We start from the raw sequence: 15,145 nt of genomic DNA, 5'->3' as shown, positions 1-15,145 counted from the left end.
ATTTTCATGTATATTACAGACTATAGCCTACTCTAAACATTCACATATGTATTAATAATAACTCTTATTCGGAGGTAACCCTTGAAAATCGAGCTATCAGAGCAAAGCCTGCCTATATTTGAGGCTATATCGAGTAATGTACGCATTCAAATGATTCACCTGCTCTCCAAAAAATCAATGAACATTCGCGAGCTGGCAGAGGCTTTAGGCTTAAGCAGTGCAATCATGACAATGCACGTAAAAAAGCTGGAGAAGGCCGGAATCATCAAATCCGAAATGACCCCCGGCAAAGGCGGTGCCGCTCAGAAGGTGTGCTCGCTTAGCATGGATGGACTTGAAATAGCATTCCCCCGCAAGGACGTCGTACAGCGCGAGTCAAGAAGAACCGAGGTTTCTATCGGACACTATACCGATCTCAACATCGTTCCTACTTGCGGCATTTGCACGACGGAAAAGGTTATCGGTATTTTCGACGACCCCCGCTACTTTCTTGATCCCGATCGCGTGAACGCCAAAATATTATGGTTCTCGCAAGGCTATATCGAATATAAAATTCCTAACTTCCTATTAACGAGCGAGAGTCCAGACGAGCTCGAAATTTCGATGGAAATTTCGTCTGAAGCGCCTCTCACCAATATGAACTGGCCTTCGGATCTTACGTTTTTCTTTAATGGTGTAAATGTTGGCATGTGGACGAGCCCTGCCGATTATGGCGGAAAAGGCAAGCTTAATCCACCTTGGTGGTTTGATGATGTCAACCAATTCGGTTTATTGAAGCGGTTGATTATTAAGAAGGATGGCACTTACATGGACGGCCTTAGGCTCTCGGATGTCAGTCTCGACCAGATTGATATTAGCAACAGTCACTGGACGTTCCGCATTGCGATTTTGGAGGATGCTGAGCATATTGGCGGCTTTACTTTATTCGGCTCCGGTTTCGGAAACTATAATCAGGATCTCATTTTCAAGCTGTACTATACGAAGCTGGCGCAAGAGGATCGGACAACCGTCTAATCTGCTATATACGAAGAAAAGAAGAGGAGCCCCGCATGGGACTCCTCTTCTTTAGCTTGATTAAGCTGCTTCCTGTCATATTGCCTCGTAATCTATTCTTTCGCTGTTAGCAAATTCAATATTCGGTAAAGAAACACTGCTGTTTCAGCACGGGTAGTATGGCTGCTTGGCTTGATCATGCCGCCATCGCCTTGAATGAGCCCTAGCTCAATCATGCCTGCTATGCTGCTGGCTGCATAATCTGGCACCTTATCTGAATCCTTGAAGCTGCTGAGCGATGCAATATCGCCAGGTAGCTCTAACGCTTCCGCTGCCTTTAATGCCCGCGCTGCCATAACCATCATATCTTGCCTTGTCATCTTTGCCTTCGGCTCGAATCGTCCCCCCTCCATGCCGGTAACGATACCTAGCTTCTTCGCAATAGCCACTGCATCATAATAATAATCCTGTGGCTGAACATCTATGAATGCATCGCTTGCCTCCGCTTTCAAGCCTAACGCTCTTACAAGCATTAGAATAAAGTCTGCTCGGCTTACCTGTACAGCCGGGCTGAAGGTTGCAGCCGATGTTCCTTTTACGATGCCTAAGGCAGCCAACTTCTCAACCGCTTCCTGCGCCCAAGAGTATTTGCCGAGATCTGTAAAGGCTGCTGCGGGCTGTTTATAAAATACTGCATAGGTGCCCATACGGTCTGTTTGGAACCTGATATGTTTATCTGAGTCGGAAAAGGCTGCTGCCGCAATTGCTGATGCTGTGCCTTGTTCATTAATGGACAATATACCGATGCTTGACGCTGTCTCGCTGCCTGTTAACAAATACGGGACCGTAACGGTAATCGGTGCCTTTGCATTGGTCCATGCATAAGCCTTTCCGTCCAATAACGCCGAAAGCTCAACGACTGCTCTTTCACCTACCTGGATTTGTACATCCTGCTTCAACGTTTTAAGGTCCCGCTTGCCGATGATAAGCCGCAGCTCCTTGCCAAGCTCTGCTGACTTCACCAGCATCTGTCCAGAAAGCAAGATCGTTGCTTTAGGCGTCGTTACTTCAATAAGCAAGTTAGGATGCTCAGACAAGAAGGATACAGGAAGATCCAAAGCATACTTCGCTGCCTCGCCGTTTTTCTTAAGCACAATCATTGCTTTCAGCTTTCCGTCTTTATCTGCTTTCGCCCGAGCTATCGCCTTCTGCAGGTCTTGTTCACTGACCACACCGACAGCCATCGTTCCACTTGGATCAAGCTTAGTGCTCATTTCCGCTTTGACAGAACCATCTGATTGCAGCTGGAACAAGTCAGGAGTGGAAATGACCGAGTCCCCGCCTCCTCCGCCAGTCGATGCTTTCTTGTACTCAAAAGTAACCCGTTTAGGCTTGCTCATATCATCCAATGCTAGATATGCCTCATAGGTACCCTCTAATTCACCCGTAAGCGTAAATGCAAATTGGAAGTTTCCAGCTTCTGTACTCGTCGTCTCCGCTGTGTAATGAACCTTGCCTTGCGGATCAAGCACCTTCAAACTTACTTTTGTATGATCGCCATTTACCACTAACCCATCGATCGTTACTTTTTTGGTTGCAGCATCTAGTCCAGCTTTAACTCCTTCTATCGTCTTAATAACCTCGATTTCTTTCTTGTACTCAAAAGTAATCTTCTCAGGTTCACTCATATCATCTGTTGCTAGATATGCCTCATAGATACCCTCTATTTCACCTGTAAGTGTAAAGTCGAATTGGAAGTTTCCGGAAGCTTCACTCATCTTCTTCGCTTCATAATGAACCTTACCTTGTGGATCGATGACTTTCAAACTTACGTTTGCAAGATCGCCGTTCATCACTAGACCGTCTAAAGTTACTTTTTTCGATGCCGCGTCTACCATTGTTTTAATGCCTTCAATGGACTTGACTTGCTCTGCTCCCGATAAGTGATAAACGCCAAATTCATAGAACGAATATCCGTAAAATGTCGCTCTTTCGATCCCTTCAAATTTAATGTATCTTGCCTTTATCGGATCAAAATGAACGGTTTCTTTGCCGTCTTTCGCCGTAATCACGCCGTCATTTTCCTTGATTACACTCTTCCAATTTTGCTTATCATCGGAGACGAGCAATCTGTAGGTTTTCGCGCGAGCGTATTCCCAATCAATGGTTACGGTGTCCATCTCCGTCACTTCACCGAGATCGACCTGGAACCACGTATTGTTGAGCAGTTCGCTTGCCCATCTTGTTGACGGGAATCCATCAACAGCTTTCCCCGGAGCATAATTTGGACTATCGGCTTCTACTGTAGATGCTTCCGCAGCTTTATTCAGCGCCAAATTTCCAAGCAGATAATAGATGTCTTCCTTCAGCGTGTTGTAAGCCCCATTTGTAATCATCTGATCCTTTTTCAGAAGCTCCAGCTTCGCATTAAAGCCTTTCAAGTACATAGTAAACTTCGCCTTATCGCTTCCTTCGAACCGGCTCATCATCTCCAAATAATTGTTCAGCGACCGAGCCGCTTCCTCATTCGTGATTTGTTTGGTTTCCTTATAGCTTTGAATTAAAGTTTTCAAATTGGAAGCGTTAGTTCCAGCCTCAATCACATAAGTTGTTTTCTCCGATTTGCCTGCTGCTACGGTAATGACAAGCTCATGTTTTCCTGGCTTGCCAGCCAGATTAATGACGGTTCCTTCCGTATAAGGCTTGCCGTTAAAGGCAGCCGTTACTTTATTAAGTCCGCTTCCAGCATCATCGATTAATTTCCACGTAAAGGAAACGGGCTCTCTTTCTGAAATAACGACTCCGCTTTGAAGCACTTTGCCATTCATTTGTACTTCTGCCTTTGGAGGGGCAGTGTTGTTCATTTGATACGTTCCATTCACAAACTGATAGAGCCAATCGTATAAAATACGTGTTGCAGGATCAGAGCTTACCGCAGTATCAAACACGGCATTATTACCTTGGTAATAGGCTTTAAAGCCTGATTTCATAAAACCAGCTTTAACACCGCTGTTTAAATAATCAACATACCGCTCCCTAAACACACCATCTGTCAGCATTCGATCATCGAACTCAAGCTCAATGCCCATCCCATACCGCTTCGCTATGTTCGTGGCATCTTCCAGACGATCCTCATCCAATGGCTCGAAAAAGTAGTTTGGCTGGAAGGTTACTGCATCTATCCCAACATCCTTCCACATATGGCTTTTGTAAGCTAAGAAGTGCGGTATCCAGAAAAGCTTCAAGTTCTGATCATGCACTTTGTTACTCGTCGAACGAATTAAATCCGGTCCTGTCGCGCTTGTACTGATTTGTTCCTCCAGCCAATACATGCCGGCAAGCTCAAGATGAGAGTAATGGTTTGATGCCCATTTTTGTTTCGCTTCATTTAACCACCACTGGATCGCTTTCTCTCTGTTTGCATACGCTTTCAATTCTCCGACTTTAGAAGCATTGAAGCTTTCAGATATACCATCGCCGTCAATATCTCCGAAATCGTTCACATACTCACCTGGGTCTGGAATCATTAAAACAACCTTTACCTTATGATCAGGCTGATTCAGCTTGCTTCCAACTTCCATCGCCGCTTCGTTTAGCTGCTGCATATCGCCTGTTTCTGCAAATGTTTTGTTCAGGTACCATTTCCAGTCCTCCAGCGTAGCTCCTCCGCCAAACGCATTTCCGGCTGGCGATGTAAGTCCAAGATAAAGAACGCCGTCAAAAAGCCAATCCACTGGTTCCCCAGCCCGATCTACGTAACTGATATTTGGAATAATCCGATCTTTCGTCCAAGTACCCTTATCATTCGCATATTGTCCGTTATAGAGCAATCCAAGATTACGAATGCCAGCCGTTGCTTCTCCCGGCTCTAAGTAGCTCGGCTGCTCAGCGGCAACTTCTTCCGCTCCTTCCACTTTTCCATCTGCGCCCCATATTTCGATTTCATCAATGAAGGTCCAAGCTCTCGTATGCATCGAGAAGGTTACTTTCACATAACGGGCATAAGCCATCTCCGCATCAGAATTCCCGCTTTTGATGCCATCTCTGCTTCCATTCCAGTCATATACCTCTTCTCTTGGCGGACCATCCCCCCAAAGCAGCTTGGTTGAATTGTGTGAAAGCGTTCCCCAATTTTCTTTGTCGTCGGATACGTACATTGAGACCGTCAACGGCACAAGCATATTGTTGTCAGGCCAATCCTGCAAAAATCGGGCTTTAATGCTCGAGATAGATTTCTTCTCCCCTAAATCAAACACAACCTCGCGTGTCATCTTCTTCACATGTCCTACCCAAGCCGGGTCCAACATATCCAACTTGCCATAAATGCCATCCGTCAGCTTATTATGATCATCCGGGTACTTGGCCTCTGGCGCTTCGGACCATTCATATCCAAGCCCCGCAGCAAGATTACGGAACTCAGGCTGTCCCTGATCCTGTCCTTCTTCCGCTTGTACTGCCGGAACCAGTGTCAACAACAGGGCACTTATCAATGCGATAGCTATCCAGCTTTTACTTCTTTTCATTAATGACAGCTCCCTTTCTATTCTCAAATAAAAAAACTACTAAACATGTAATACAATAGGTTTCATTTCAAGCCTGCTTTAAGTCTTTTGCAGCACTCAATCCCCCTTCCTAAGATTCCATCGCAACCGATGTAGAAGCTTGCAGCCATGTTCTTACTGTTACTTTAAGAAACTTGACCCGACTTTCAAAGAGATAACTTATGACTTTGATATACATTTGTTTACTTGTCTCATTTCACCGCTCAGTTTGCTCTTGTCATGGACAAATAAATGGGCCTATCTCAAAATAAATAGACCCAAATAGGGAATGGCGTCACAGAAATAAATTTCTGTGACGCCATTTTTTTCATCAGCTGCATGATTATTAATGAAATCGAGCTATCTCTCCAGTGAGTTTATCTCTTTTGAGACACACCCTATTTCATCGTGCCTTGTATGGAAGCGATAGGTTTAATTTTGCAACGCATTCTACTTTCGCATTAATGCGTATTCACACAATCCGCCTCAACTGTTGACGCTCAAAATGCTCTGTTGCTAGCGGTCATCGTTAAAGCATATATCGCTAACGAACCTAGCAGCTGTTATTTATGCCATTTCTAATGAATGCAATTTCTAACGAACTCCAGAATCGTTATATCGAGAAAAATGAGGCATAACATCTTATAAAGCATGAAATAACGACATTAAGATTCGTTAAAACTTAAAAAAGGTACTTTTCTGTACAATAAGCTTAATACAGTTCGTTATGGACATGATCTTAGCATGTTGTGCGCCGCTGACGGCGGCACAATGATTAAACACAAAAGGGTACTTATTGCTCCAGCGAGCTGACCACTATTGAGACACCTTATCTCAACCTGTCTGTTTACCTTATGCAGGCAGCTCTTGCTTCTCAAGCATATCCGACATTTTGATCGCAAGCCCCTCATGCAGTCTCGAATGCTCCGACGCAAATGCTATCAGATGGCTTTGCAGCGACGCCGTTGCAGAGGTCAAGCCATGTGAAGGATTGCTGTCAAATTGGCAAACGTTTCTCAGGAACGAGCTGACCATCCGATCATCTCCGCCTCCGTGGCCATCCCCTTGGACACTGCAGCGAATTTCAAGCTGTTCTCCCGTTGCATAACGATACAGCGTAAAAGAACCTTTCTCCATATCGCCAATAATTTCACCCTTTGTGCCCATCATTTGAACACGGCGTGTACCGCTTTGCGTCAATCCTGACATAATGAACGATGCATTCGCTCCATTCTCGAATTGCATATTCACAACCTGATGGTCAACGACATTGTTATCGCAGCGGTATACACAACGTCCAAACGGTCCTTCCTTCAGCGCTTTCAAAATACCTTCTTGTGACAAATCATTCGTCATATATCTCGCCCAAGCGTGATCCGGCGCCTGCATATACATCTTTATCGCTGAGAAAGCACATTCCTTCTCGACGGCGCAGCCATCAATGCAGCGTTCCGCTGAACCATCCGGAGCATTCTCCGATCTGAAATGCAGTAAAGAGCCGTACGAGCTAACGCTTGTACAAGGCTGATCCATAAGCCAGGAGATTATATCCAGATCGTGGCACGATTTGGCCAAAATCATCGGACTAGTCTCCTCTGAATTCCGCCAATTGCCGCGCACATAACTATGCGTCATATGCTGATAACCGACATTCTCCGTTAATTGAATCGTACCCACCGTGCCAAGCTCGCCGTCCTCGATACATTTTTTAATCCCAGACCAAAATGGTGAATACCGAAGCACATGCGTAACAACAAGCAGCCTTTTATGCCGCAGTGATGCCTGCTCAAGCTGAATGCATTCCGTAAGTGAAGGCGACATCGGCTTCTCAAGCAGAACGTGATAACCGAGCTCCATGGCCTTCATCGCCGGAATATAATGCATCCGATCGAGTGTACAGATGATCATGACATCTGCTATACGCCCTTGCTCAAATACTTTTTCCCAGCTGTCATACACATGCTCTTGGTCGATTTGATGGATTTCTGCAAACCGATTTCTGCGTTCTTCATTTGGTTCAGCTACAGCAACCATTTTTAATTCATTCGGAAATTTCTCCGCATACGGCCCGTAAATATATCTCCCTCTGCTGCCTGCGCCTAGTAATACGGCTGTTAATGTTCTCAAATTTTCTCCTCCTCTTGTGCGCTTTCTATACCTCAATTGTAAGGGGAGCGTTCAGGAGGAGACAGAGATCGTTGTTTACAATCCATATACTATTGTTGACCTTGCATTTGCGAATGGCACCTTGCCATGCGGAAATCCTGCGGCGTCGTCTCGTTCTGCTTCTTGAAAAACCGAATAAAGGCAAGCGCGGAATTGTACCCGAGCGCAGCCGCAATTTCATTAACTTTCATGGATGTGTTCAGAAGCATGTCTTTGGCAACCAAATTCCGATAGTCGTTTACGTATTTCGATAAGCCTATGCCCGTTATTTGCTTATAAAGCCTGGACAAATAAGAAGGATTTAAGCTTACGTAATCCGCTAAAGCGGTTAAGGAAATATCGGTGGACAAATTCTCTTCGATATAGCGATGTACTTTATTTACAACCTCAGTCGGTAATTGCGATCCGCGCAGCGTATTCCATTCAAAAAAACAGTCCGCCATTTGCCTATAATACTGAATCAATTCCGTCCATGAGGTAGAGTCCCCGTAGCGGTATAACTTCTCCAAGTCGAGCTGCGTATTCATGTAATCCCGAATGTCCCGGTTTTTGTGTATATAGTAAAGAAACACTGCCGAGAGGGAATGATACATTTCTATTTTGCGCTCATTAGGCGTTCCTGGGACATTCCAAATTGCAGTAAGCTCCATATACAATTTATTGAACTGCTCCCGATTGTTATTTTCTAGACAGCTCATCAGCAATTGCACCCGAGCATGGTAAAAGCTATCATGAATGCTGCCAGCTTTATCGTCTGTCTCTTGATTCTGAATGTCCTTATCGGTCATAATGACCTCATTAAACAATCCATGCCCTTGCACCAAACCATATTTGTTCGCATGAAAACGATCCGATAGATCATTCCATTCCGTCACTTCGCTGCCAAGGAGAAAAGAAACGGTCGTTCCGAGCAGCCTCTTGCATGTGCCTTGAATCGTTTCCAATATGCCGCTCGTATAGCGATAGGCTCTAACAAAATCCATATTGCTGGAACTGGTATCAGCAGATAACTCATCAGAGTTTTTCGGTTGAATCAGCCAGACGATCTTTGACAGCTCAAATACAACGGAATAGCTTCTTACCTGTGCAGACAAATATTCGTCGCCAATATTTTGCAGCGCATAAGTTAACAAAGCTTTATCCGGCGCAGTGAACATTTCCTTCCATACATCGATTCTGGCAATGAGTACATAAACCGGCAGGGCAGCATCGAGCGGAATATTTAGTTCATTGAAGGCCTGCTTTAACTGATTCTCCGCTGCATGCTTGCCCTGCAGAAGCCCCCATATATACTCTTTTTGCAATGAGGGCAATGCCAGTCTCATACTGGTTTGCGCTCTCGTAATCATTTGTACTTGATCTTGCTCCTCTTCTATTTTCTCGATGGCTCGTTCGACAGACTGGATGATTTTCTCGTCGCTTTCTATTTTCAGAATATAATCAAAACCACCGTAAGTAATGGCGTTTCTTGCATATTGAAAATCGTTATATCCCGTTAGAAAAATAACTTTGCAGGCAGGCCACTGTGCCTTTATTTCCTGCAACAGCTCGATTCCTTCAATTCCCGGCATTTTAATGTCGGATACGACGATATCCATGCGATGCTGGGATAATACCTCCAATGCTTCTTCCCCTGAATAAGCTTTCATCACGTCGAGCTGCAAATGCTCTGTCTGCTCGAACAGCTCTACTAAACCATCAACAATAATGGGCAGGTCATCTACAATGAGCAGTCTATACATGGTGATTCCTCCTCTAGCTTGCACTCAGTTTGATGGTGACCATCAATCCGCCTAAATCAGATCGTGACAGCGCAATGCCGTAATCCTCTCCGTAACGCAGTTGAATTCTACGATGCACATTAATAATTCCTGTTGTTTCCTCGATATGATTTGTTGAATGCCGCAGCTTCTTCTGAAGCTGTTCAATCTCTTTATCCGTAATGCTCTGGCCATTATCTTCCACATAAATCGTGAATTCATTTTCCGTTTGGTCACTGTGTACCTTCAATTCGCCGCGCTGTACCATATTGCCTAAAGCATGCTTATAGGCATTCTCAATAATAGGCTGCAAAATCAGCCTTGGTACGTGAATAGCTGGGACATCTCCTGCAAAAGAAACCTGTATCCGTTCTCCGTAACAGATCGATTGCATGTCAACATAAGTACGCGAATGCTCTACCTCAAGCTCGAGAGGGATCTCATCCTCATCATCGCGAGTAATAAACTGAAAGTATTGCCCAATGTATAAACAAAATTGATAGGCCTTATCCTTCTGACTGTCCAATTTAATTAATCGGCACAGAACAAAAAAACAGTTATATAAAAAATGAGGATTAATTTGCGATTGCAGTCGTTTCAGCTCCGAGCGCTGATTCCGAATTTGCTGCTCGTAATTTTCCTTAATTAACGTATTGAGCGATCGTACCGTGTCATTAAAGGCTTTGTACAAATATCCAAATTCATCTCCTCCACGGTCAATCACAATCGGCTCCAGCCTATTCTGCTGAACACGGCGAAAGGCTTGCACCAGCTTCATAAGAGGCCGGTAAATAAAGCGCAATAGGAAATAGGTGAAAAATAAGACGATACCTACCGAAAGAGCACAAGCCCATAAAAATAATGTTCTGTACATTTGCAATGATCCAAGAACCTTCTCTTCGGGAATACAGGTAATCGAATAGGAATTCCAAAGCGTAGAATATTTATATACAGTAAGAAAGCGCTTACCATTGTAGATAACCGTTTCGTAACCTTCATTGGACTTTGATTCTTGTTTTTTAACAGCCAAAGCTTTCATTTGTCCCAGTAAAGCCGGGTCTACCCCGCTTTCAATTTCCCAGCCGCGTTCCAAATTAAGCAGCACGCTGTGTCCGTCTCGCGTTCCGCCAATTTGCGATAACGTGTCCTTTATTTTGCTCGTTGAGAGCTCAACCCCTACAATATACAACGGATTTTTAACTGAAATAATAGGATATTGCATCGTTATAAACAATCGGTTCTCCCAATAAATGAACGGCTCTTCATACAATTTCACATTAGCCTGCATGGCGGTATACTCCGATTCATTCAAAGAGGTCTCAAAATCATTGCTCAGAATCGTGCGCTTGATTAAAGGAATATACGCCTTAGCTTCTTTAATAAACGGACTTGAATTTTTCATAAGCTCAAGCCTTCGCTGGATATCCAATATTTTGCGCGAACGCTCATATGAGCTCATGTCATTGCCCGTTGTAGCAATTTCCATCAAATCTTTGTCCATTACATAGTTCGGCAAGTAACGGCTAATTCGATCCGCTTCCTTGTCGAGAGAGTCCATATAAAACCTAGTCGTATTCAGTATCGATTCTGAGATCTCGCTGCGAATATTTTCCGAGCCCTTCTCTACTATCATCCAAGTAATGGCCATCAGCGGCAGCAAGGCCGCCAAGAAGGCAGCCATAATTTTTTTGAATATGGAGGAATCATGCAAAAAGAATAGGTTTTTCATCGTTTTTACTCCTGCTAGTAGTAGTAGACCATTCCGGCACTATTCTTTTACGCTCCCCATTACGATTCCTTTTATGAAAAACCTCTGTAAAAAAGGATACACAATCAGAATCGGAAATGCTGCGACAAAAATTTGTGCCGCTCGGCTTGTGCGATCAGACAGCTTAAGCATCAATTCGGCATTCTCCGCTTTAATAAAGCGGAAATCCATCTTGATAATGACCGTCTGCAGAAACGTCTGAAGCGGATAATTCTCAGTATGATTCATATACAGCATGCCGTCAAACCAACTATTCCAATGCCCCACCATCGTAAGAAGTCCCGTCGTTGCCAAAGCTGGTAACGATAGCGGTACATATATTTTCCATAATGTAGTGAAATGGCCTGCACCATCTATTCGCGAGGATTCCTCTAGTTCTTTAGGCAAATTACGATAGAAGTTAAGCAATAAAATAACATTAAACACCGGAATAGCCGTTGGCAGGACGAGCGCCCACATCGTATCGATTAAACCTAGCGATTTTACAGTCAAATAAGAAGGAATCAGACCGCCGCTGAACAAAATCGTAAACACGAATAACCAAGCATATAAGGTTCTAAGCCGAAATTGACGGGGATCTTTGGATAATGGATAAGCGGTTATAATCATCAAAACCATACTAATGGAGGTTCCTAGAACAACGCGCTGAATCGATACCCAGAACGCACGCAAATATTCTGGTTTTCCAAATACATTATCATAAGCCGCAGTGGTGAATTCAACCGGCCATAAAATAACCTTCCCAGCAGCCGCGGCAGCTCCAGAGCTGAATGAGATCGCCAAAATATGAATGATAGGCATGAGGCATAAGAAGGATGTAAGCATGAGAAAAGTAAAGTTGCACGCTACAAATAGCCGTCTGCTAAATGATCGGTTTGTAATCACGTAATGTCTCCCTTCTGAATTACGAACGCATCGTTAGAAAATGCGGTAATTCGCTACACGATAAGCTAACAGATAAGATAGAGAAATGAATATAAAAGAGACGATAGATTTCAATAAGCCTACTGCCGTGGCGAAACCAAATTGCGCTTGCTGCACACCCATTCGATAGACAAAGGTGTCAATAATATCTGCGCTTTCATAGACAGGTGGACTATACAAATTAAAGATTTGTTCGAAGCCTGCGTTCAGTACATTCCCGATATTAAGCGTAAACATAAGTACGATAATCGGCATCATTCCAGGCAGTGTGACATGAAAGGTCTGTTTGATACGCCCTGCACCGTCGATTTCGGCTGCTTCATAAAGCGAAGGATTGATGCCCGTCAGCGCAGCCAAATAAACAATTGTACCAAATCCAAACTCCTTCCATACATCCGAGGCGACCATAACATATGGAAACCAATCATTGCTCCCTAAGAAAAAAATAGGCTTTATCCCAAACAAGCCTAATATTTGATTGAAAACGCCTGAGGATGGAGAAAAAACATCAACGATAATTCCGCTTAGCAGTACCCATGATAGAAAATGCGGCAAGTAAACAAGCGTCTGAAACGTCCGTTTTATCCATTCTCTCCGCAGCTCATTAAGCAATATCGCAATCGTGATCGGTACAATGAGACCTACTATGATTTTCATCACGGCTATATAGACCGTATTAAAGAAAATACGCCCGATATCAGGGTAATCAATCAATAGCTGAAAGTTTTTCAGTCCAATGAAGGGGGACCCGAATAATCCTTTGTTTGGTACATATTTCTGAAAAGCCATAATGATGCCGACCATCGGGACATAGCTAAAAATCAAAACCAAAACGATTCCCGGAAGCAGCATCAGATGAAGAGGCCATTCCCTCTTCCACATCCGTGTTAGTACATTCAAGCCATTCACCTCGTTGTTTAAGGTTAATAAAAAGAGGGATTGCTTCAACCAATCCCTCTACTCATTCGTTTTGCAATTATTTCAGAGCAGCGTAAAACTCGTTTACTTCTTTTGTAATTTCATCGCCGCCAAGCTTTTTCCATTCCACGACGAATTTATCGAATTCATCCACCGATACTTGATTCATGATAATTTTGAAGAAAACTTCATCGCGCTTCTTGAGCAAAATTTCTTGTCGGTCTACCATAGTTGGAGTTGGCGCGCCGTAAAATTTATTTTGCAAATATTGCTTATTCTTCTGAATTTCCGGTACATGAGAGAACGCGCCGCCTGGACCTGAGATCAAATACTCCCACCACATGCTCGTATCACCGTCAACATACTTCATTGCCCGCTCATACCGCGTTTTATGATCCTTCGTCACCAAAATGCTAGTGTCTTTATTGGCAATCGCTTTTGGCAGTATTTCGCCGTTGTTATCCAGTTGTTTACCTACGCGCAGCGGACTAAGCAGCCAGTAGTTGTTGCCCTTCTCTTTCAAGTCTTTACCGAATTCGTATACCTTTTGCTCATCGGTTGGATGATTGTCGACGGCAATCCACTGGTTCAGCAGCCTAATAACGCCTTCTGGATGCTTCGCCTTCTTGGAGATGACATAATATTCATCAACACCCAGCCCGATTTGGGATAAAGCAGGGCTGCTGTCTACCGTTGGAATCGGGAATGCTCCCCACTCCTGAACCACTTTTCCATCCTTCACAGCACCTTTCACAAGCTGAGCTGGTGTCCAAGATGCGCCATAAACCATACCAATGCTATTGTTGTAAACGAGTTCTGCCGCTTTCTCCACATCTTTTACAGCGAACTCAGGATCAATCAGCCCTTTTTTGAACATATCCTGCAGTGCAGCAAGCGCATCCTTTACTTGCGGCTGAATGTCGCTATTAACCAAGCCGCCTTTGCCATCTTCGATCCAAATATTTTCATAGGCATGATAGCCATTGAGGAATGCACGTAGTCCCGTTACTCCTGTATCCATACTGAATGGATTTTTACTTACGGCAAGCCCGTATGATGTGCCTGTGCCGCCTGGATCTTTGGCTTTGAAAGCTTCAGCAATCGCCATGAAATCTGCCATCGTCTTCGGCTCAGGCAAATTCAGCTCCTTCAGCCAGTCTGTACGCACATACAAAAACTGATATTGGTACGGATTGTATGAGCTCGGAATACCCATCAGCTTGTTGTCGAACATCGCTGTTTTCATCTGCATGCCGCCATCCATCGTCAAAAACTTTTTCGTTTCCTCTGTGGCATTCTCGTCATACACTTTGGTCAAATCCATAATCATATCCGCTTCAGTCAGCTCTTTCAATTGCGTTGCGTTAACTAGGAGGAAATCGGGAAGATCATCGGATGCGATCGTAATCTTTACCTTTTCCTTGAATTGGCTCGTATCGGCTACCCACTTGTTCGTAATCTTGACGCCAATGTCTTTCTCATAAGCATCGTATACGGAATTTTTCTCGAAACTCTCGCCCTCATCAAACTTCAAATATTGATCGCTTGGCGAAACCGTCGATACTTCAATCACTTCATTTCCTTTTTCAACGGGCGTGTTAGTCGATTTTTCCGGTTCATTCGTGTTTTTGCCACACCCAGCAACGGCCAAGCTAAGAACCAATGCGATACTCAAGAGCGCCTTCCTTTTCTTCTTCATACTACCCCTCCACATGGTCTTCATAATAATAATGCGGCTGCTTTTATGCAGCTTTCCTTCTTAGTTCTAGTATAGAAAGGTGAGCAATGTTGATCCATATACTAGTCTTTACTTTCGTATACACCTCTTGACTCGGGCGAGCTCCTGCCTGTACCAAGCGATGAATTGCTGAAGAGCTAAAGGACAATAAAAAGAGTTGCGCTCCAAATAAAACCGTGATACTATACTAATCATACAATTCCACTAGGAATAATATGGAAAACGACCGGACAGCCGGAGAAATCGCTTTATGCGATAGCTCCGGCTGTTTTTATATTCTCATGCAACTTCAACATCTGCCAAATAAAAAGTTATTTCACGAAGGAGGGCGTACACG

At 44.0% G+C, this 15,145-nt stretch carries 8 protein-coding genes; 1 reads left to right on the top strand and 7 read right to left on the bottom strand.

Features of this window, described 5'->3' with window-relative positions:
- Positions 1 to 81 precede the first annotated feature (81 nt).
- Positions 82 to 1,014, top strand: coding sequence for an ArsR/SmtB family transcription factor (locus tag ACIFSR_RS20660; RefSeq protein WP_076268999.1), 933 nt, complete (start codon positions 82 to 84; stop codon positions 1,012 to 1,014).
- A gap of 92 nt (positions 1,015 to 1,106) precedes the next feature.
- Here the strand turns inward: ACIFSR_RS20660 and ACIFSR_RS20655 are convergent, their stop codons facing one another.
- The 7 genes from ACIFSR_RS20655 to ACIFSR_RS20625 all read right to left on the bottom strand — a co-directional run bounded on the left by ACIFSR_RS20655 (position 1,107) and on the right by ACIFSR_RS20625 (position 14,769).
- The gene (locus ACIFSR_RS20655) at positions 1,107 to 5,516 is read right to left on the bottom strand and encodes a DUF4855 domain-containing protein (protein WP_430059635.1); all 4,410 of its coding nucleotides are present in this window, start codon (positions 5,514 to 5,516) and stop codon (positions 1,107 to 1,109) included.
- Between the two features lie 870 nt (positions 5,517 to 6,386).
- The gene (locus ACIFSR_RS20650) at positions 6,387 to 7,661 is read right to left on the bottom strand and encodes a Gfo/Idh/MocA family protein (RefSeq protein ID WP_430059633.1); all 1,275 of its coding nucleotides are present in this window, start codon (positions 7,659 to 7,661) and stop codon (positions 6,387 to 6,389) included.
- Between the two features lie 89 nt (positions 7,662 to 7,750).
- A complete protein-coding gene (locus ACIFSR_RS20645; protein ID WP_430059631.1) occupies positions 7,751 to 9,442 on the bottom strand; it encodes a response regulator transcription factor in 1,692 nt (563 codons plus the stop codon).
- A 13-nt stretch (positions 9,443 to 9,455) separates the two neighbouring features.
- A complete protein-coding gene (locus ACIFSR_RS20640) occupies positions 9,456 to 11,189 on the bottom strand; it encodes a sensor histidine kinase (protein ID WP_339204682.1) in 1,734 nt (577 codons plus the stop codon).
- Between the two features lie 39 nt (positions 11,190 to 11,228).
- The gene (locus ACIFSR_RS20635) at positions 11,229 to 12,053 is read right to left on the bottom strand and encodes a carbohydrate ABC transporter permease (protein WP_372239007.1); all 825 of its coding nucleotides are present in this window, start codon (positions 12,051 to 12,053) and stop codon (positions 11,229 to 11,231) included.
- 93 nt (positions 12,054 to 12,146) lie between these two features.
- Positions 12,147 to 13,034, bottom strand: coding sequence for an ABC transporter permease (locus tag ACIFSR_RS20630; protein ID WP_430060408.1), 888 nt, complete (start codon positions 13,032 to 13,034; stop codon positions 12,147 to 12,149).
- Positions 13,035 to 13,128: 94 nt separating this feature from the next.
- On the bottom strand, positions 13,129 to 14,769 hold the full coding sequence (locus tag ACIFSR_RS20625; RefSeq protein ID WP_339204686.1) for an extracellular solute-binding protein: 1,641 nt from the start codon (positions 14,767 to 14,769) through the stop codon (positions 13,129 to 13,131).
- Positions 14,770 to 15,145: the final 376 nt, after the last annotated feature.

It is taken from the genome of Paenibacillus sp. NRS-1760 (genome assembly GCF_050467785.1).
GTDB lineage: Bacteria > Bacillota > Bacilli > Paenibacillales > Paenibacillaceae > Pristimantibacillus.
Note: the sequence above shows the minus strand (reverse complement) of the source record. Positions and strands in the feature narration are given on the sequence as shown.